The organism is Salinispira pacifica (assembly GCF_000507245.1).
Lineage (GTDB): Bacteria > Spirochaetota > Spirochaetia > DSM-27196 > Salinispiraceae > Salinispira > Salinispira pacifica.
The window spans coordinates 3,446,000-3,466,844 of sequence record NC_023035.1 but is presented as its reverse complement, the minus strand read 5'-3'; the positions used below and the strand labels follow the sequence as shown (position 1 = coordinate 3,466,844).

The following is a 20,845-nucleotide window of genomic DNA, read 5'->3' as shown; positions in this document are numbered from 1 at the left end:
GAGGGGATTTTACTATTCTCTTTTGTATGACTGCTGTAAAGAACACACAAATAACCATTGATTATACGTTTAAGACCACAGACGGGGTTCTGCTGGGTGATTCCGATAAAAACGGACCGTTTTCTTTCATTCTCGGAAGAGGTGACGTGGTTCCCGGTCTGGACTCCAGACTTGAAGGGGCTTCTGTTGGCGATGATCTGAATTTTGTCATTCCCGCCGACGAAGCCTACGGCGAACGCCGGGAGGATCTGGTGTTTACTGTTCCCCTTGAGCGCTTTGAAGGGTTCGAAGGGCTGGAGCCGGGAGTGCGGGTTCAAAGCACCATCGGAGGTCGACCTGCTGAATTGACCGTAACAGAAATCGGTGATGATGATGTGACTCTGGATGCCAACCATCCCCTGGCGGGACAGGATATCGAGTTTACCGTGAAAGTTACCTCGGTTGAAGAGGTCCCCGAGCATCTGCTCAACCAGGATCAGGGTTGTGGATGCGGCGGAGGCGGCTGCGGCTGCGGCGGTCACGGACACTGATATCCCCAGCCGATTCATCATATAATCAGCTGAAAAAATACGTGCGAGCCAGTTTACATTCTGTGCATTGAAATGCCGCGTAATAAACCGCCTTCCGATTGAAATCGGAGGCGGTTTTTTGTATGCCCAGCGAAGCGCAGGCATACCCGACCGGTTGGAAGATACCGGTGTCGCCTCGTTCAGGAGGAAGACAATCCGAATTGCAAGGGCGCAGCTGGCAACGGTTGGGTCTGAAGGAAGCAATAGGAAGTGAACAGCACATAGCGAAAGCGAACCTGATACGGCACAACAGGGGTGGTAAGCGTGCAAAATAGCGCGAAGCCCGAAACCTGAACAGACCTGTAGTGTGTTTGAGGATGGCGTTGTTTACAGGGACTGCGCACAGTATCTGGGGAAACCTGTTGAAATCCCAGCAAAGGGTAGGGAACGACAAGCAGAAATGCAAGTCAGATCGAAGTTTCAGCAGGTGGCAGATGAGTCCGTAGTAGTGAGTAAGTTCCGGCCAGTGAAAGCCAGTAATGGTGTGGAGGAGAAAACCGGAATGACCTCGTCCCCGGTGACGAGGACTGCATTCAGGCCAAAAGCCGGATGCGGATGCGAAGGGACGAAGTTTTTAGTAAATCTTGTTTCGATGAAAAGGCTGGTCGGCAGCTACGCTGCCTGCTCGCCTATGCAACCGAAGGAGCGTGAAGCCTAAACAGAAAGTTGCTGGAAAGTGAGCAGAGTATGTGGCCACGGCCGACTGGGGAACCAGGAAGCTGAGCCAGAATACCGTTGACCTGAGTATCTTTTTGACCAGCTGAATATTGCCGGAAAATGGCTAAGAGACAGCTGCAGAGGAGAGAATGAGCAGGAGTTTCACCGCCGAGGTTTCAAACGAAAGAAGATGCAGACACAAGGAAATCGTAAAATCTGGTACAGCCTCTACGGCAGGATGCTCGAGAGACCACGGCTGGAGGCCGCTTTCAGGAAGGTGAAGGCAACGAACGGAGCCCCCGGAGTAGACGGAGTGAGCGTCAAAGCCTTTGCCGACCGTCTGGCGGAGCAACTCGATGTACTTGTGAAGGAATTGAAGGACAAGAGCTACCGACCGCTTCCAGTCTTGAGGGTGGAAATACCCAAAGACGGGGGAGGAGTAAGGAAACTCGGGATACCTTCGGTTCGCGACCGGGTAGTCCAGCAAGCCTTACTGGACATTCTAAACCCAATATTTGACCCGGACTTTCATCCGTCCAGTTACGGATACCGACCGGGCAGAAGCGCACATCAGGCAATTGATAAGGCATCTACGTTCATGCGCAGGTATGAATTGGAATGGGTAGTGGATATGGACTTGTCGAAGTGTTTTGACACACTGAAGCATGACTTTTTACTGACTCAAGTACGAAAACGAGTTGCCGATGGAAGCATCTTGAATCTCATACGCCTCTTTCTTGAAAGTGGTGTGATGACGGATGCTGGTGAAGAGAACACTGAAGAAGGGAGTCCCCAGGGCGGGGTGATTAGTCCGCTTCTCGCGAACATCTACCTCGACTTCTTTGACCAGTGGAGCATGGCACGAGGGTATCGCATAGTTCGCTATGCCGACGATATCCTCATCTTTGCTTCATCACAAAAAGGTGCGGAACGTCGGCTTGCAGCTGCAACGCATTTTCTGGAAGAAGAAATGGGACTGGCTGTGAATCGTGAGAAAACTCACATTACAAACCTGTATGAGGGGGTGCGCTACCTTGGAGTAGTAATCTCTCGTCACCACACCCGGATTCAGGAAAAGAAGGTGAAAGCCTTCAAGGACAAGGTCAGGAAACTGACCCGACGCAACAGCGGGAGACCGCTGGGATCGACAATTTACGAACTCAATCCAGTACTACGCGGGTTTGCTAACTATTTCAGGATAGCAAATTGTACGAAGGTATTCAGGGAGCTGATGAGCTGGGTACGCAGGCGATTGCGGGCTATTCAGTTGCGACTTTGGAAACGCTCTTCCCGGCTGCACCGCCGATTGCGGCAGCTGGGATTTCAAGGCGAGTTCAAACACATCAAGATGAGTTCGTGGAGATCGGCTAAAAGTCCGCTTGCAGCCATGGCGCTGCAAAACAAGCACTTTGAAGAGATGAATCTGTTTTCTCTCGACAAGGTACAGGTCGCAATTTCTGTCCGGCAGCTTGCTGGATAACTGAAGACAGGAGCCGTATACGAGGTCCGTACGTACGGTTCTGTGAGAGGGACAATAAAGGAGGTCATTCCTCCTTTATTGCCCTACTCGATTGTCCGTGCCGACGCAGCCCCGGGGTGCCGGGAAGACCGCACCGTACCGGGAGCACTCTACCGGGAGGAAAATGCCGGGGAGGGCAAAAAAAAGCCACCCGGAAAACCCGGGTGGCTTTGAATTAATAGATATCAGAAGGAAAAAGTATTACTTCTTTCCCTTGAGTGTAGCTTCGATGAGAGTGTCATCGCCTTCGGTGTTTCTTTCCACCTTGCAGGGCTTTACATTCCAGATATCTTCAGCATACTGATGAATTGTCCGGTCTGAGGAAAACTTTCCGCATCCGGCAATATTGTTGATGGACATCTCAAGCCATTTCTTTTGGTTATTATAGGTTTTCACAACCTGATCGTGGGCGTCGGCGTAGCTTCGCAGATCGGCAAGGTGCATGTAGTTGTCACCCCGCTCGAAGAGTGTTTGGCGGATGGGCTCGAAAATGCCCGGCTCACCGAAGTTAAAGTATCCGCTGAACAGAAGGTCCAGAGCCTCCTTGATTTCCGTATCTTCCAGGTAGTACTGATAGGGATCGTACACGGGTCGGAGGGCTTCCACTTCATCGGCGTTCATTCCGAAGATAAAGATGTTGTCATCTCCGGCTTCTTCCTTGATTTCGATATTCGCTCCATCGAGAGTACCGATGGTCAGTGCACCGTTGGCCATGAATTTCATGTTACCAGTACCCGATGCCTCTGTACCGGCGGTGGAAATCTGCTCGGATACATCCGCTGCGGGGATCAGACGCTCTGCAAGGCTTACCCGGTAGTTGCCCAGGAAGTATACCTGCAGGTATTTGTTCACATCGGGATCGTTGTTGATAACCGTGGCAATATTGTTGATCAGCTTGATGATCAGTTTGGCCATCTGATATCCGGGGGCAGCTTTTCCGCCGAAGATGAAGGTTCGGGGAGCCATATCTTTGGTGTCGCCCCGCTTGATCCGGTTGTAGAGCATGATGATGTGAAGTGCGTTCAGGAGCTGACGCTTGTACTCATGGATACGCTTGATCTGAATGTCGAAGATGTGGGATGTATCCAGCTTGTAGCCGTAATCCTTTTCAACATACTCGGCCAGGCGCTTTTTGGCTTCCAGTTTCACTTTGGCGATCTTCTTCTGGAATGTCGCATCTTTGGCTTTGCTTCTGATCTGTTCCAGCTCACTGAGCTGGGTAATCCAGCCGTCACCCACGGTCTCTGTGAGCAGCTCGGCAAGGGGGGGATTTGATTTCAGGAGAAATCTTCGCTGGGTGATCCCGTTGGTCTTGTTGTTGAAACGCTCGGGCCACATGGAGGCGAAGTTGGGTACCAGTCGTGCCTTCAGAAGTTCGGTATGCAGAGCTGCCACCCCGTTGACGGAGTGTGAACCGACGATGGCCAGGAACGCCATGCGGATCATTTTGGGTTCGCCTTCTTCGATAATGCTCATGTCCCGGAGTTTTGCGGTGTCGCCGGGGAACTTCACAGCTACCTTGCTGAGGAAGCGGTGATTGATCTCGTAAATCAGCTGAAGATGCCGGGGAAGAAGCTTTTCGAACATGGGTACCGACCATTTTTCCAGAGCTTCGGGCATGAGTGTGTGGTTGGTGTAGCCCATGGTGTTGACGGTAATGTCCCATGCGCTGTCCCAGTCAAGACCTTCTTCATCGATGAGCACCCGCATAAGTTCTGCAACTGCAATGGAAGGGTGTGTGTCATTCAACTGTATGGCTGCCATCTTTGGAAGCTCAGTCCATTTTTTACCGGACTTTTTAAAGCGGCGGATAATATCAGCCAAAGAACAGGCCACAAAGAAGTACTGCTGCTTCAGCCGCAGTTCCTTACCAAGATAGAGAGTATCGTTGGGATACAATACCCGGGTCAGGTTTTCCGCCTGAACCCTGTCGGCGACTGCTTCTGCATAATCACCGGCATTGAAATCATAAAAACTGAATTCTTCGTTGGCACGGGCACCCCACAGACGGAGAGTATTAACCGTGTTTCCGCCGTATCCCACAATCGGCTGGTCGTATGCAACACCCACGACGCTGTCTGTATCGATCCAGCGGTAGTTGATTTTACCGTTGTCCTCAGTTGCAACCACGCGTCCGCCGAAGTTCACTTCAACGGAAATATCGGGACGTTCAATTTCCCACGGATTCCCGTTTCGAAGCCAGTCATCGGGATGTTCAACCTGATATCCGTTATCAATTTCCTGACGGAATATCCCGTAGTCATACCGCAGACCATATCCGAAGGCGGGAAGATCAAGGGTGGCCATTGAGTCGATGAAACATGCAGCAAGTCTTCCCAGACCGCCGTTACCCAGACCTGCGTCAATTTCCTGTTCCCGGAGTTCCTCGAAATCGTATCCCAGTTCGTCCAGAGCCTTTCGTACGGCGCCTTCGATTCCTGAGTTGATAACATTGTTTCCCATGGCACGTCCCATGAGGAATTCCAGAGACAGATAATACACCCGCTTCACATCCTTATCGTGATGAGTCCGCTGGGTTTGAAGCCATTGGTTAATGAGCCGGTCTCTGACTGCGTAGGCAAGAGCCATATAACGGTCATGTTCTGTGGCGGAATAACTGTCTACACCCATGGTGTATTTCAGGGTTTCCGCAAAATCCCATTTAACCGTCTCGGCGTCCAGGCCGTTCCGGATATTTTTGGGTGCAGAATTACTTGCTTTAGCCATTTGTACTCCTCTGTGGTTATCCACGGTGGTTTTACGAAGTAGTGGTACCACTGCTGGTATGCTTCGCCGGCGTCTACCCCCGAAGCCGCCGGGAAGAAATGTTGACTTGCGGGACTGTTCTCCGATTGAAAAAAAGATGAGAACGGAACCAGTGCCATACTAATAAAACCGGTTTAGTGCTGTCAAGGTGGATGCCCGGGGGGGACTGGAAACAGAGAAGCCTGTCGGACTACAATTGGGTACGTGGAACAAAGCAAAGAACCCATTCAGGGACCACTGAGAATAGGTCTACACGATGACGGGGTCGCATATCATTTGCAGCGCCGGCAGAAAATCTCGAAAGTGGTAATGTTCGACGGAATAGCTCTGCACGGCTATACCCTTCCTGCAGCGGATGCACGGCAGCTTCAGCAGATGGCCGTAAACGGGTTTATGAACCGGGTGGAGTTTCAAACCCGGAATATTGCCAGGGACAGAAATAACCTCATCGATCTGAGCAAACTCATGACCTACGGTATGCTCTACCGCCAATTCGACGCACGGATTTGGGATATTATTATGGATTCCAATCTCACCAATCTTTGGAACAGACAGTTTCCCAAGGTTGCAATCGGATTCGGCATGAATGTCCGCAGTGCCGGAGTCATGGCGGTTATCAAAAAAAATGAGGCGGAAATTACCGCGTTCAAACAGGGGCTTTTGAAATCTGTACAGGCCAGAATAGTACGGAACGAATCGGCACTGGAAGATGAGAAGAAAAAAAAGATGTACCTGGCCATCCGGTACCTCAATATGGTGGATCCGGTGGTTTGGCTGCTTCTCACCGTATACCGGGAGCGGATTGACGCCCAGAGTCTCCTTCAGGAACTGCGCACATCCCTGGAGGTGTATCTTGACCGCTCGGAAACTCCTGAATATCTGGCCCTCATGCTCATCGAGATGATAATTATTGTGGGCGGCATTATGTCCCAGGGCGGCGGCTCTGCGGAGGCAGCCATGGGACATGAGGCGGTAAATATATCCATGGAGTTTTCTGAGAAAAAGCGGGAAAAGAACGAGCGCACAAAAATGAAAATACACATTATCCAGCAGAACCAGGAATTTGAATCCCTGCGGGAACGGGTGGATTCCAAGTCCAATATCAATCTCCGGGAAAAAAGCCTGGATAACTTCTTCACCGCAGGCTACGGAGCCGAGGTGATGAACAAGGATCTGGGGCTGTACTATCTTTCCTACCTCAAGGATGCATGTAAAAAGATGGATATCAATTTCGAATCTTTTGTGAATTATATTCCCAGCACCAAGCAGAGCCTGATGAATCTGAACCTGATATTTTAGTCTGATTCCAGTGCACGGAAGCTTGTGGAGCGGATATTTCTGCCTGCGGCAGACCATAGATGTAGTGTATCTCATTTTTGCACCCTGACCGGTAGTGGTTCGGTCCGTGAAAAAATGGAAAAATGATGTTTTTCACAAGCTTTGGTGCACTGCATACTCACAAAGGAGGATTTCAATGAATCAAGTGCGACGTACAATGTCCAGGGTGTTGCTGGGGGTGAGTGTGGCGATCCTGGCGACGTTCAGCTCATGTGCCAGCTTCCCGGAAAACCCTGGGAATAATACCGGGGCACTTTTGCTGATGTTGGATAGTAAAGATGTGACCAGCGAGAACTATTCAGTACTGATGGTGGCGGACGTGGAGTCCGGAGCAATAATTGTGCAGAAGAGAGTTCCCTCATCCAGGTCGTTCATGGTAATTCAGGACCTGACGGAGGGAGAATACTTCATACAGGGCAGAAGGTATTTCCATGGCGGCGAAGAGTATTCGCCCAGGGAGTTTCAACACAGCTTCACTGCATTCACGATAAAACCTGACACCCTCACGCTCTTTCCCGAGCATATTGAACAGAAAAACGGCTCTGTCAGGATGCAGTATCATCTGGATCATATTGTTCTTCAGGAGTTCCATACACTGAAAGAGGCCTATCCCCGGGAAATAGGGAGCTGGCAGATACATCTGGAAGAAGATTAGTGGTAAACAAAGTACCCGGATTCCGGGCTGTGTACGTTCTCTTCCTGGTTGCCGCCGCCCTGATTTTTACCTCTTGCGCTTCTGTTGAAGACGTACCCACGGAAATTCAGACAGGGCTGATGCAACTTGAGGAGAACCTCGGGGTAGAATGGCGGACGGCGGATGAGATTCCCGGATTACGGGAGTATGGGGAGTACTTCGGATTCGGACCATTTCAGCTGGAAGCACGCTACATGTACGGCGAGTTCGGGCGGATATTTCTTGTCAGGCAGCGGCCTGAAGGTGTGCAAGCCAAGGGTATCGTAGTGCTGGTTCACGGTTATATGGCCCATGCAGGGCATATGGCCGACATGGCAGGGCTGTTTACCACGGATGGATGGACGGTGATCCTTCCTGACCTTCCCGGGCACGGTCTCTCCGACGGTCCCCGAAACGATATTGACCACTTTTCTCACTACGGGGATGTTCTGAATCAGCTGTACTCCGGTGCGGACATCCCTGATAACCTGCCATGCATTTTGATGGGGCACAGCACCGGTGCATCGGCCATCATTGAAACCCAGAGGATACTGTATCGGGAACATCGGACCATGCCTGACGGGGTGATTTTTGCCGCCCCCCTGGTGGATATGAAAGGCTTCCGATTCCGCAGCAGCGCCAGCGCCATACTGGGCGGGCGGAGCATAGAGATTCCTCCGTTTGTGCAAAACCCCACTGTGCTTCCCCGGGGCGTCAGCAAGAATCCGGAATTTCGGGAGTTCTCTACCCAGGGAGATCCGCTGCTTTCTTCCGTCTATGCACCGGGATGGCTGGAGGCATATTCCCGCTGGATAGAGTCATGGGACGAAATTCCTGAAAACATGTACGGCGGTCCTCTTCTGGTTCTTCAGGGCACCGGCGATTCGGTGGTTGATTGGAAATCGGGCATTCCGAAGTTGCGTGCACCGTATGGTAACCGTCAATTTACCAGGCCCTGCACAACCTGAGCTTTAGATGGAATAATTCTTCCACATGGAGGAATTATGGATAAAAAAGTAGAGAAATGGAAGGCTATCACCGATCAATGGCGGGAAAGTGGACAAACCCAAAAGGAGTTCTGCCGAAATCACGAAATCAAGCTTTCAACGCTACATTACTGGATGAAGCGGGTTAAGAATTCCATGACCAGTGAATCTCCAAATCGGGATCTGGTCCACATTGAACCGAAGGGGCGCATGGCTTCTTCCAATGATATAGTAATAGAGATTGATCGAAGGTTTCGCATCATGGTGCCGGATAGAATCTCCTCCGAACGTCTGCAAGCAGTTTTGGCGGCATTCCGGTGATTCCTGATCTGTCCCAACTGGATATTTATGTCCGTCCAGGTGTTACTGATATGCGCAAGCAGGTGAACGGTTTATCGGAAATTGTCGAGCAGAAGATGAACCACTTGGCCATGTCTGGATCCTTGTTTCTGTTCTGCAATCGGAACCGGAGATTACTCAAATGTATCTGGTGGGACCGCAACGGGTTCTGTCTGTGGCTCAAGCGGTTGGAAAAAGACCGCTTTCCCTGGCCGGACACCGAGGAACAGGCAAAGCAGATCACCACAGCCCAACTACAGATGATTCTGGACGGCATTGATTTTTGGCACGCCCATAAGGCAATTGAGTATGTCGAATGTAACTGAAATGACTTCCCTCAACTGCTGAGTCCATGCTAGAATTTAGATCATGTTGAGCGCAGCGGAGATTGAACAGTTACCAGACGCAGTCAAGACCCATATAACCGCACTGGACTCCCGACTTGCTGAGCGCGAACTAGAAATCGAAGACCTTCAGGAACAACTTAAACTGGCCCGGTTTCGAAAGTTCGCCCGCACCAGCGAGTCCGCTTCTGACCTACTGCAGACGATGCTGTTTGAAGAGTCGCAGGTCGCCTCGACACCGGCAGATGATACGGATGCCACAGACACAGTTACAACAGTCACGTCTCATACCCGAAAGAAACGGGGGCGAAAACCATTATCCGATGACCTACCGAGGGTCGATGTCATCCACGACATCCCGGAAGACGAGAAGCACTGTGGATGCGGTCATGAGCTCTCCAAAATCGACGAAGAAGTCAGTGAAAAACTGAAAACCATCCCCGAACAGTTTTTCGTCGAACGGCATATACGGCCCAAATATGCCTGCCGTAAATGTGAAGGTTCCGGGGACGAAGACAAACCGGTGTTCCGTATTGCTCCGGTTCCTCCGTCCATCATCCCTAAGAGTATTGTCACCCCGGAGCTTCTGGCATTCATTATTCAGAACAAGTTTGTCGATCATCTACCCTTTTACCGGCAGGAAAAGCGCTTTGAACGGGTTGGAGCGAGAATCAGCCGGCAGGATATGTCAAATTGGCAACAGAAAGCGTACGAGCTACTGAAACCCTTTAAAACCCTCATGAAAGCGCAGATTCTGTCCGGATCGGTCGTTCAGATGGATGAAACCACCGTCCAGGTCATGAATGAAGAGGAAAAATCCAATACCAGTAAATCGTATATGTGGCTCGCAAGAGGAGGCCCGCCTGATAAAAAGGTGGTGGATTATGAATATCACCGAAGCCGCGGGTCAGACTATGCAAAAAATTACCTCAAAGAATTCTCAGGCTACTTACAAACCGACGGGTATGTTGGATACGAAACAGCTCTCAAGAACCGGAACGATATCGTACATGTTGGCTGTATGGCTCATATTCGCCGGAAATTCTTCGAAGCAGGCAAGTCATCAAAGAAAGCCGGAAGCGCTCATGAGGCGGTTTCGAAAATCGCCAAGTTTTACCGTATAGAGAAAGAACTGCGTAGCCTTGATCTGTTAGATGAAGAATTTATCTCTGAACGCAAGGCACGAATTGCACCGGTAGCCAAAGATTTCAAAGCATGGCTCGACAAGAAAGCCCTGAGCATTCGCCCCACCAGTGCCACTGGTCAGGCAGTAAGTTATGCGCTCTCGCAGTGGGACAAGATCATGAAATATCTCGAACATCCTCAGCTCACCCCGGACAACAACAGTTCGGAAAATGCTATTCGTCCTTTTGTGCTTGGACGCAAGAACTGGCTATTCAGCGGGAGCCCACAGGGGGCAGAATCCTCCTGTTTCATGTTCTCGCTCATCGAGACTGCCAGACAGAATGGTTTGAACCCCTACGGCTATCTGGTTCATGTATTCACCCGTGCACCAGAGATTGCCCTTTCTGGAAAATGGGAAGAATTACTGCCCTGGAACATTAAGGACGAACTCTTGGAAATGAAGTCGATTTTACAGGCTTAAATTTACGCTTACACCGTATGCAAACATTGTGACGGAACGTTTTGACAATGAAGCACATGCAATTTTGAATATGCGGGAAGATAAGCTTGAGAGCCTGTATATGATAATTGAGTCATTCCTGGAAATGCGGCTAGGAAATTAGAAGCATACCGTGGCGAGGGCGCAAGCGCTTAAAGTTGCCCTGGACTGCAATTGTGCAATGCGGATGCAATGAGGGTAAAAAAAACGGCCGCAGGAGCTATGCTCCGCGACCGCTTCTCAGGTTGTGTGCCGGGTTTTTCCGTTGCCTTTTTCCGTTGGCAAGTAATCCCGGAAACCTGCTGAGGGATGGAGATTACACTTCCAGCCGCTTCTTTTCGAATTTCTTGCCTACGGCTACGGCATTTTTTTTCTCGTTGTAAACCATGCCTTCATCCCAATACTCCATGGCAGCAAACAGAGCATTTCCTCCGTCATGTTCATCGCTCCGTTTGGTCCGGAAACTTACGAAGTTGTCCAGTTCGTCGAAGTTCCGTTCCTGAAGACATTGAATACGTTTCCGGTTGAACTCATTCCACTTTTCCAGATCCTGGAAGCCGTCACCCTCGTCTTCTACAATAAGCCGGGCTTCATCTGTGCTGAAATAGTACCAGACATGGACGCTTTTGCTGGGATCGTTCCGGTTGCCGTGTTTTACTGCGTTTTTCAGCAGTTCGGAAATCTGTTGTTCAAGAAGGTTGATTTCATGAATTTCCGGGGGTGCTTTCTGCACTACAACCAGTGCGAAATAGCGTATCTGCCGCTGGTCTGATGCGAACTTTTTATAAAACATGTTGGTCTTGTCAAACAGTTTGTGATTGTCATCTACTAGTAATTGTTTTGCTTCCATTTTTTACTCCGCAGCTTCAAGTTGTTCTATGGCTTCTTCCTGAGTCCTTAAGATGGGGAAATAATCATCAAGCTTGGTGAGCTCGATCACCTTTTTCACTGATCCGTGAATGTTGGTAAAGAGAATCTTGATTTCCCGTTTCTTGGATTCCTTGAAAATATTGAGAAGGGCACCGATACCCGAACTGTCGATATATGTCACTTCCTGAAAATTCAGGACGATCTTCTTGTGAGAAGATTCAAATATCTTGTTGAAGTACAGCTTGAGTTTATTGGCATGGAATAAGTCGATCTCTTCCTGCAGTTCAACAAGAAGAACGCCGTTCTTATTTTTCAGTTTAACTTCCATGTACAGCTCCTTGAAAAAAGTACAGTGTGTATTATATACGATGAAACCGCTCTTGTGCGAAGACAATCTGTATGAAATACATGATTCATTATATCATGCTTTCATGACGATGAGGGTTTGATCGTCGTGCTGCTTTGCCGGACCGACAAAGTGTTCAATATCAGAACGTATGGCCATCATTATCTCTGAAGAACTTCGGTTTGCATGTTCCCGGAACACATCCTGAAGGCGCTCTTCCTCATACTGTTCCCCGTCGGGGTTCATGGCTTCCACAATACCGTCGGTGTAAAGCAGTACCGCATCCCCCGGGGAGAGAGTTGTTCCCACCCGTTCGTAGCGTGCTTCCCGTTCCAGCCCGATGGGCAGGCCCTTGGAGTCAAGCTTCTCAATCTCACCGGTTTCATGCCGGAGAATCACCAGCGGGTGATGCGCAGCATTGGAATATTCAATCCGTTGGGTATTCGGGTCATAAGTAATGTAACTCAGTGTGGCAAATCGTTCAATATCGATACGACCTGCGATACCCCGATTGATCCAGCTCACAACCTTGGAGGCATCCTGGGTGGATCCGGCAACCAGGTGGATAATGGTACGGATCATCACCATGATAAGAGAGGCTGGCACACCCTTTCCTGCAACATCGCAGATTACCATTCCCAGTTTTCCGGCGCGGTTCAGGGTGATGATATCGTAGTAGTCTCCGGACACCCCTTTCGCAGGCTGACTCCATGCAGTCACCGCTTCACGGATTCGTTTGGGTAGACGCCCGGGCAGAAGCTTTTTCTGGATTTCTCCGGCGATATTCACTTCCCGCTCAATCTCCTGTTTTTCCAGAAGCTGAGAATAGTTGTACAGGGAGTCCAGGGTGAGAGAGGCGTATTCAACAAACACTTTACAGCGTTCATAGTCAAGTTCACTAAAAAGCTGACGTTTTTGACGGTGAATGACCGAAACCACACCGAACACTTCATTGTTAACGATCAGGGGAATTGCGATGAGAGAACTGATGAACATGGTGTTCTCTTTGATATTGGCGGTCATCCGCCCGTCTTCCACGGTATTACGGATAAACACCGCTTCGTTATCCATGGCAACCTGTCCCAGCACGGTTTCACCGATATGGATGGGCGAGCTTTCGAAATAGGTTTCAACACTTGCGATTTTCGTGGCAACCATCTGAGGAAGATCATAGGGCGGGGGAAAATATCCTTCCCGGCAAGTCACATTGAGGGTTCCTTCATCATTATCTTTCAGGAGAACCACGCCGGCTTCGGCGTCGGTGTACTGAACGATGGCCTGCATCACGTATTCAAGTACCGCCTTTACCTCAATTCTCTCGGTCATGGCGGTTCCGATGGTCTGCATGAAGTCAAAGAGGGAGTTGAGATACTGGTTGTTGAATTCCTCTGATTCCTTCTGAAGTGCGTAAAAATACAGATCGTACTGCATGAAGTAAAACATGTAGGGAACAATGGAGAGGGGAAGCAGAAGGGTTTGAGCCCAGACTGATGAGAATGAGGCATCGAACAGCAAGGCAACCCTGGCGAATATCATGAACAAGAAAATACTGGCCCGGTTCTGAATGATGAAGCCCGCCTCTTCGGTGTTATACACCGAAACATTGCTCATCTGAATGAAAAAGAGAAAGATAAATACCGCCACATGCAGGTCGGCTGCCACAAAAATCAGCTGTGCCGAAGGAAACAGCTCAGCAAGCGCTAAAATAGGAATAAGAATCCCTAAATTCAGCAGCGTCAGAGTCATGGTGGCTTTCCTGTTTCCGGCATAACTGTGCAGCCACCACATGTAGATGGTGAGAATCAAGGCATCGGAAAAATAGAAAAGCGAGGGAGTGAAGTAAAAAAGCGCAGCAATTTCCCGGATAAGCAAAATCAGGGGAACTCGTTTCAACCATTTGATATGGGGAATGATATATTTTTTATCCACATGGGCGGTGATTACCCAAAGGAAGAGGACCATAATCAGCCTGACCCATGCGGACCCGCTGAGAACTCCACTGATAAAATCAATTAATGACATAGTTAACCCTGTGCTTCTGAAGCTGGTACTGTCCCTTTACGAGGGGGAAATTTTGGTGATTATACCCTGAGAATCCGGCGAATTCAATCAATTACTTTTTATTCCGGATGCCGTCCATAAATGTTGAGGTCCTGTCCATCAGAGGTGAGAGGCTTGACCATCCATGGTGAGAGGCTTGTCAATCCATTGGGAAGGGCTCGGACGTACAATCATCTGTCTGTATTACTCATGGCCGACGATTCCAAAGTTCAGAAGAACCGTCCGGAGCTTCTGTTCAAGGATATTGTAGCTGAAGTATTCCTTCGCCAACTCATAGTTTTTATCCACCATGGCCCTGGTTTTTTCCGGTTTGTTCAGCACATCATTTACCTGTTGGACTTCCCTGTCGGTAATGTAGGTGTCCATTACAATGGCATCGAAGCCCAGTGGTTCGATATCCTGAATAAAAATTGAATAACGGTTCACCATCAGGGGCTTACGGAAATATATGGCTTCCAGAAATGCATTTCCGAAACCCTCATAGGTGGAAGGATAGGTAACAAAATCCGCATGGGGATAAATATCCCAGAGGCTGTACATCTTATGTCCATCGCTGTTTTTTCCCCGCTCAGCCCCCACAATGTCCGGACGGATGATCAGATCCACATTCATCAGTTTGGCGTAATCCACGATCCGTTCGTAATACTCTTTCCCTTCATCCTTCGCTTTATGACTGATCAGGAGTTTGGCCTTCGGATTTTTCATCCGGTTCACCAGCTCAATTGCATGCTCAATACCTTTGCGGGCCACGATGCGGGTGGGCTGGAGAATGAGGATATCGTCGTCGGCCACCCCGATTGCCTTCCGGAAATCTTTATTATACTCATCAATTCCCGGGGCGGCGCTGTGATAATCGTGCACGTTGGGGATAACCACCGAGCTCAAACCACGCCGGTAGCTCATGGATTTCCGGGCTTCGGAATTGATTACCACATGGGCCATGGAATGCATCTTGGGAGGAAATGCCATGGAGATGTATTCAGGAATGCTGTTCACCAGGAATCTGGGGCGCTCCCAGTAAAAATCATGGTGGTGTCCGATGCTGGGTATACCGGTCTCCGCAATCACTTCGGTAATGGCCAAGCCCAGGGGCACATTCATGGGAATTGCCAGGGCGTTTTCGACAATAAGGATATGAATATCAAATCGACGGATAAATTCATAAATCTGAACCTTCAGCAGCCTCCGGAGATAGTGAATCCGGCCGGTGATGGACTCATCCCTCCGGGTGGTTCCGAACACTTCCCGCTGTACTTCTGCAACATCCGGGTGTTCCCAGAACGCTTCGGGTGCCACCATTGTCCGTTCGGGGTCCCAGTCGGACAAACCGGCGAAGAAAAAACAGTCGAATCCCATCCCCTCAAGGACGGTAATCCACTTGTCCGTTTCCAGACTGACCCCGTCGGTTCCCTGAAACCGGGTTGAGATAAACCCCACATTCTTCACTTCACTACTCAAACCGCGAACATACATATACACTCCTCAGGGACCATCGATATTTTCGTACACTTAACGACGAATCGTTATGGTAAAAACCGCCTTCCCGCCGTCAGCTGCGAAAAAGCAGACAGATATCTTCAAGTTTAGATACTACATAATCGGCTTGCAAGCTGCTACAGCGTACATCTTCTTGCCGGGGGCGGTAACTTCTTGCGTCCCCTGCGAACAGTGCCGTCTGAAACCCGCATTGAGCCGCCGCCCACACATCCTTGAGCATATCGTTTCCCACATAGAGACAACGGGCAGGGGGAATTGACCGCATACCGTGCCCCGGGTGCTGAAGTCGCTCAAGCCTCTCAGCTAGCCTCTTGTAGAGAACGGTACTGGGCTTCCCGAACCCCTCCTGGTAGCTGAAAATCATCAGGTCGGGATGGAAGCCCAGCTGCAGCAGGGACTTCCCTGTAAATGCTCTGAACATTGCGGGGGTGTAAAACTGGGCGTTGGATACGATCCCCATAGGGATGCCCGCTGCTCTGGCGCAGTTGAGAACCTTCTCAAGGCCCGGCATGGGGGCGACTGGGTTTACCAGCGCTTCGTATTCGGCGGCAAACAGAGAAATATCCTCTTCTCCAAGATGCTCCATGGCTTCCAGCGACGCCCAGATACTGCGAATCTCAACCTCGGGATAGTCAACTCCCTGTGCCTGCATCTCCCGGTGAACACGGATAATCCGGTCCTTCATCTGCCCGATGAGCCTGGACGGCTCCATGTCGATATCATACTCATCCAGCAGCTTCATCAGACGTGATTCCCTGGACGAAGTATCCTCTCCCAGACTGATGTCTCCGCTGGCGGAAATCATCAGAGTACCGTAGATGTCGAACACCAGAGCATCGACCGGTCCCGCGGGGGGAACCGGGCTCAAGCCGTCAGACGAAGTGCCCAGATCCTCCGCAGTGTATTGGCTGGTGAGAACGGGGCGGCCATCTAAAGTGTATCGGCCAAGATGGGAAGGGTTCTCCCGAAGCTTACGCGGACGGAGGTCTTCCTGTTCTTCCAGAAATATTTGTGAGATGAGTTGTTGGTTTGACCCGGTTTTTCCTGTATTCATCAGTAGAGCTCTCCCTTGGTGGTCTTTTTACAGTGCACGGAAGCTTGTGGAGCGAAAAATTCGCCGCCAATGCTACTCTTGATGTAGCGTTGCATATTATCACACTGCTATCAGTAGCGGTCTGAACAGAAAAAAATCTGAAAACTGCAGCTTTTCACAAGCTTCCGTGCACTGTATAGCGGTTACAGAGAGGCTACCAGGAAAACCTGTGACGGATCCAGAAAAGAAAAAAGCAGCTGCTCCTTGTCCAGCACCGTCGATTTCGGCTCCGGTGCAGCGGGAACGGCAGCGTTCGCATCTTGCATCACCACCTGGTAAATCCCTTCCAGACGCTGTGCGTACTGATCCTCCCCGTAGGTCTGGTACACCATGCCGTGATTGCGGCTGATAATCGGGTTCATCTGCTCCAGGCAGCCGGTGAATGGACAGCCCTGAAGGAGAGGGACCTGCGAGAGCAGCTGTTCCCGCTGTTCCGGGGAAGCAGCAAGGGTTCGGATCACGGAAGCCTGATTTTCCCTGTCCAGACGGGCAAAATCCACATGGGAAGCGGATGCGTAAAGCTCATGGAAACGGTTTCCCAGTGTTCCGGTTATTTCCTGGGTGCGGGCGGCTCCCTTGTCCAGTTCCTGGTTTCTCAGGGCAATTCTGAAGCGGCTCAGGCGGCGGCTTGTTTCTGCCAGCCATTCCTGTCTGAAGAGCTCGAAGTCCACCATTGAGACGGGTACGGGAATTTCATCGTAGAAGTGATCCATGATCATTCCGCTTTCTGTGAAATCCTTGTGTACGTAGGGAATTTTTCTTCCGGCTACCGGTTTCCCCAGTGTCCACGGTTCCAGAAAGGTGAAGCCGAACCCTTCCTGTACGCTGGTGGTGATAAAAAAGTCGGCCTTTGCAAGGGCCTGTTCAAACTGCTGGTGTTTTGCAGTATTAAAGTACACCGGTGCATCCAGTTCATGTGCAAGGGATTCCCAGAAGCGGTATGAGGGCATATCCGCGGGATTGTTGGGTTCAAGGGTTATACCGAAATCCAGATCATCATAAAGCAGTGAAAGCAGGAGAATTTCTCCCAGATTTTTTCTTCGAATGCCCCGTACCGGGTACAGAGCAAAGCGTCGGGTTCGGTCTCTCCCGGAGCCCCTGGCATTTTGCCGTCCGGGGGCGGGGGGAAGAGGGGCTCCAGGTTCCGGGGCACCGGGGAGGGGGCTCACCAGGTTGGGCAGCAGGTGCAGCCGCTCAGTCTGCAGTCCCGCTTTTTCCAGGTACTCTGCATCTCTGCTGTTGATGCATCCGTAGTGTACGTCGGCAGGATAGGTGGCGGAAGAATATACCGTGGGACGGCCGTCCTCTGCGAAATCGTGTATCTGGAAAAAAAGGGGGTGACCCTGCTGTTTCAGAATATTCAGCGCCGGCAGGAGATCGCTGTTTTTCGCAAGGGTCGGATTATGCACATGAATCACATCTGCACAGCTGTGGGTGTATTCGGTGTTCCCGGAGTCTTCTGCATTCTCGGAGTTTTCTGCGTTATCGGAGGTCTCGCGACCTACAGCCGGGTCAGGGTTACCGGGTCTGGAGGTGGTATCTGGTTCGCCTGCTTCCTTACCGTTTCCGCTTTCATGACAGCGGAAAAAATGTGAAATGGCGCTGTGAATACGCCCGGCCAGGACGGCTGCGGGGTTTCCTTCTCCCAGACCGCTGCGGTGCAGGTCGTAGTGGAGTTCGCTTAGGGTAAGGACATTGGGAATATCCAGGGGGTTTTCCCCTGCAAGTACGCAGTAGTCCCAGCCCATCTGTTCACAGATTGATATCTGCTGCTGGATCACTCTGGTTACGCCGCCGGGTTTCAGGTGGAAGTGGATGAACGCAACTTTCATGATTTGCTGCCGGATTTTTTGCCCGAACTGGCCTTCCTGGCCCCTCCCTTGGCCTTGTCTTCCCGGTCGGCGGGAAGCCCCTGGGGGTAAAATGTCTTTTGATACTCGGGGATGGTGATCATGGGAGGGCGTTCTTTGGCCCGCATTTCGGTGCTGATCTTCTCATAGCTGCCTTCCTGGATGGCATGCTGGAGCATCTCATCGAACATTTCGGTGTTGATATTCACCAGACCCAGCTTCTCGATCCGCTTCAGAAAGGTCTGCATGATTCCGAATGCCATCCGTCCCAGGGCTATGGTGTCCTGGTTCCGGTGCACCCGTTTATCAAGATCGACCTGGGCCATAATCTCCATGCCCCAGCGCTCGTAAATATCCAGAAGCATGGATGTTTCAATACCATAGCCGATGGGGAAGCTTACCTGTTCAAGCACGTCCCGGTACCCGGCGTACTCACCGCTTAAGGGCTGAATAATCTGGCTGAGCTGGGGGGTGAACAGGCTGAAAAGGGGACGGATCACCAGTTCGGTAACTCTTCCCCCTCCTGTGGGCTTAACCTGGCGGGCATCGATGCTCAGAGGGCGGTCGTAAAAAGCCTTCACATACCGTACATCCTCCCGCATCAGCAGGGGGCCCAGCAATCCATAGACAAAACGGTGATGGATATTTTTAATATCAGCATCAATATAGACGATGATATCACCTTTCAATACATATAGAGCCTTCCAGAGGTTCTCACCCTTCCCCTTGAACTTTTCCATATCCGGGAGAATGTCGTCGGCAAGATGTACGTCCACGCCGTAGCTTTTCGCGATCTCTACGGTGTTGTCAGTGGAGCCCGAATCGATGACGGCAATTTCATCCAGAAGCGGATAACGGAGCATCAGTTCCGACTTCATGATGATAATTTCCTTGGCGATGGTCTTCTCTTCATTCAGGGTGGGCAGGCAGAGTGAAATGGTCAGACCTTTTTTCTTCTTCATCTCCACCAGCTTCCGGATATCTGCAAAATCAGAGTGATGATATGTGTTGTGCTGAAGCCAGCTCTGTGTGTTACTGCTCATCGATGATCCCCTTATCTATTGCCTCAATAATGCCCACGATCTGGGCAATCCCCTTGAATATGGGGTCGATCTCAATCTGGGCGTTTTCCGTATGATAGTTTTCTCCGTGGCTTACCCCCACCGTGATGGCGGGAATCTTGTGCCCCAGAAAAATGGAAAGCTCGGATTCGCTTGATTCGATCACCGGTTTCACTCCCAATGCCTCAAGGCAGGCAACCCCGGTTTTTACCAGAGGATGGGTGTACTCCAGCCGGGCCGCATGAACGTTTGATAGGGGGGTGAGGGTGATATCCACCAGATTTTCGTGCTTCCCCGTATCCACGATATCTTCAATTTTTGAAAATATCTGCTGAACCAGCTCGTCGGAGGTGGATTCAATTTCCAGACCCAGGCTGGAGGAAAGGGCCAGGTCCCCGTGCTTGATGCCTCCCTTGATCTTTCCGATGATGATCTGGGTCTGGGGCCTCTGGGGAAGGTGAATCTCAAGAACTCTGTTGATAATTTCGTTCAGAATGATAATGGCGTTGTTCCCGTACTTGTTTTCCCAGCCGGAAATCATGGGGATTTCACAGTTGATATTTGCCCGGATCATTGAGCGGGAAAAATAATTGAGCCGCCCAAGCTCGGCACCCTCCAGGATTACTGCTCCCTTGATGGGGCGGCGCCAATGCTTGAGAAATTCACGAATCCCCCGGAGATTGGCTTCTCCCAGTGATTCGCTCAGACCCAGCAGAACGATATCAGAATTGAACTTCAAAGCCAGATGATTCAGGATTTCCGGCAGACTCAGGAGCACCCCCAGACTGATCGAGTTGTCGATGATACCCGGACCGCTGATGCTGTTGCTGTCTATTGAGAGATGGGTTTCCTGGTCGAAATGATACACGGTATCCATATGCGCGGCCACAACAATGCAGCCTTCCCGCTCTCCTTCCCCTTTGATAAGCCCCACTGCGTTACCCGCAGTATCGGTGGCGGCCTCGTGAAGTCCCACTTCGGAGAGCCGCTCAAGAAAGGTTCGAACCCGGAGATTGGTGTTTTTATGCTCCACCTCATCCTGTTTCACATTCACTGAGATGGGGGGGACCTGTCCGATGAGAATGGAATTGGTGATAATCTGTTCCCGCATGGAACGGATGCCCTCGCTGTATTCGGACAGTCTGTCGGTGATCGGCTTCAGCCGGGATGGGAATTTCATTGGATACTCCTCCTTGGTGAAATCTATGCAGGCGCAGCCCGGCTATGGACGGCGTCGTAAGCGGCAGCGTAA

17 protein-coding genes are annotated in these 20,845 nt (G+C 50.7%); 8 read left to right on the top strand and 9 right to left on the bottom strand.

Annotation, left to right across the window (positions count from 1 at the left end; all coding sequences use genetic code 11):
- The first annotated feature begins 26 nt into the window (after positions 1-26).
- Both L21SP2_RS15125 and ltrA read left to right on the top strand, forming a co-directional pair.
- A complete protein-coding gene (locus tag L21SP2_RS15125; protein WP_053335719.1) occupies positions 27-530 on the top strand; it encodes an FKBP-type peptidyl-prolyl cis-trans isomerase in 504 nt (167 codons plus the stop codon).
- Between the two features lie 886 nt (positions 531-1,416).
- Positions 1,417-2,706 carry a group II intron reverse transcriptase/maturase gene (gene ltrA / locus L21SP2_RS15115; RefSeq protein WP_024269452.1) on the top strand — a complete coding sequence of 430 codons (1,290 nt, stop codon included), beginning with the start codon at positions 1,417-1,419 and terminating at the stop codon, positions 2,704-2,706.
- Between the two features lie 240 nt (positions 2,707-2,946).
- Here ltrA and L21SP2_RS15110 read toward each other — a convergent pair whose 3' ends face one another.
- On the bottom strand, positions 2,947-5,472 hold the full coding sequence (locus L21SP2_RS15110) for a glycogen/starch/alpha-glucan phosphorylase (RefSeq protein ID WP_024269450.1): 2,526 nt from the start codon (positions 5,470-5,472) through the stop codon (positions 2,947-2,949).
- Between the two features lie 243 nt (positions 5,473-5,715).
- Between L21SP2_RS15110 and L21SP2_RS15105 the strand changes: the two genes are divergently transcribed.
- From L21SP2_RS15105 to tnpC, 6 genes are all read left to right on the top strand, one after another.
- Positions 5,716-6,810, top strand: a complete 1,095-nt coding sequence (locus L21SP2_RS15105; protein ID WP_041401706.1) for a DUF8084 family protein — start codon at positions 5,716-5,718, stop codon at positions 6,808-6,810.
- A 175-nt stretch (positions 6,811-6,985) separates the two neighbouring features.
- Positions 6,986-7,504, top strand: coding sequence for a hypothetical protein (locus L21SP2_RS15100; protein ID WP_144083028.1), 519 nt, complete (start codon positions 6,986-6,988; stop codon positions 7,502-7,504).
- Positions 7,504-8,490: an alpha/beta hydrolase gene (locus tag L21SP2_RS17645; protein WP_024269447.1), complete on the top strand. Its 987-nt coding sequence runs from the start codon at positions 7,504-7,506 to the stop codon at positions 8,488-8,490. Before L21SP2_RS15100 ends, L21SP2_RS17645 begins: the two co-directional genes overlap by 1 nt.
- A 36-nt stretch (positions 8,491-8,526) precedes the next feature.
- Positions 8,527-8,829, top strand: a complete 303-nt coding sequence (gene tnpA, locus L21SP2_RS15090) for an IS66 family insertion sequence element accessory protein TnpA (protein WP_024267362.1) — start codon at positions 8,527-8,529, stop codon at positions 8,827-8,829.
- A complete protein-coding gene (tnpB, locus tag L21SP2_RS15085; RefSeq protein ID WP_024267363.1) occupies positions 8,826-9,173 on the top strand; it encodes an IS66 family insertion sequence element accessory protein TnpB in 348 nt (115 codons plus the stop codon). The genes tnpA and tnpB overlap by 4 nt, the downstream gene beginning before the upstream one ends.
- A gap of 43 nt (positions 9,174-9,216) precedes the next feature.
- Positions 9,217-10,797 carry an IS66 family transposase gene (tnpC, locus tag L21SP2_RS15080; RefSeq protein WP_024267364.1) on the top strand — a complete coding sequence of 527 codons (1,581 nt, stop codon included), beginning with the start codon at positions 9,217-9,219 and terminating at the stop codon, positions 10,795-10,797.
- Between the two features lie 334 nt (positions 10,798-11,131).
- On the opposite strand, the gene L21SP2_RS15075 is transcribed toward tnpC, so the two are convergent.
- The 8 genes from L21SP2_RS15075 to L21SP2_RS15040 form a co-directional block, all read right to left on the bottom strand.
- The gene (locus L21SP2_RS15075; RefSeq protein WP_024269445.1) at positions 11,132-11,665 is read right to left on the bottom strand and encodes an ATP-binding protein; all 534 of its coding nucleotides are present in this window, start codon (positions 11,663-11,665) and stop codon (positions 11,132-11,134) included.
- Between the two features lie 3 nt (positions 11,666-11,668).
- Positions 11,669-12,013, bottom strand: coding sequence for an STAS domain-containing protein (locus L21SP2_RS15070; protein WP_024269444.1), 345 nt, complete (start codon positions 12,011-12,013; stop codon positions 11,669-11,671).
- 93 nt (positions 12,014-12,106) lie between these two features.
- Entirely contained in the window at positions 12,107-14,053 is a 1,947-nt protein-coding gene (locus tag L21SP2_RS15065) for a GAF domain-containing SpoIIE family protein phosphatase (RefSeq protein WP_024269443.1), read from the bottom strand.
- A gap of 222 nt (positions 14,054-14,275) precedes the next feature.
- Positions 14,276-15,565, bottom strand: a complete 1,290-nt coding sequence (locus L21SP2_RS15060; protein ID WP_024269442.1) for a glycosyltransferase family 4 protein — start codon at positions 15,563-15,565, stop codon at positions 14,276-14,278.
- A 76-nt stretch (positions 15,566-15,641) separates the two neighbouring features.
- Positions 15,642-16,643 carry an HAD family hydrolase gene (locus tag L21SP2_RS15055; RefSeq protein WP_024269441.1) on the bottom strand — a complete coding sequence of 334 codons (1,002 nt, stop codon included), beginning with the start codon at positions 16,641-16,643 and terminating at the stop codon, positions 15,642-15,644.
- Between the two features lie 182 nt (positions 16,644-16,825).
- A complete protein-coding gene (locus tag L21SP2_RS17640; protein WP_024269440.1) occupies positions 16,826-18,514 on the bottom strand; it encodes a glycosyltransferase family protein in 1,689 nt (562 codons plus the stop codon).
- Positions 18,511-19,575: a glucosyl-3-phosphoglycerate synthase gene (locus L21SP2_RS15045; RefSeq protein WP_024269439.1), complete on the bottom strand. Its 1,065-nt coding sequence runs from the start codon at positions 19,573-19,575 to the stop codon at positions 18,511-18,513. The genes L21SP2_RS17640 and L21SP2_RS15045 overlap by 4 nt, the downstream gene beginning before the upstream one ends.
- Positions 19,565-20,773, bottom strand: a complete 1,209-nt coding sequence (locus tag L21SP2_RS15040; RefSeq protein ID WP_024269438.1) for a M20/M25/M40 family metallo-hydrolase — start codon at positions 20,771-20,773, stop codon at positions 19,565-19,567. Before L21SP2_RS15040 ends, L21SP2_RS15045 begins: the two co-directional genes overlap by 11 nt.
- Positions 20,774-20,845: the final 72 nt, after the last annotated feature.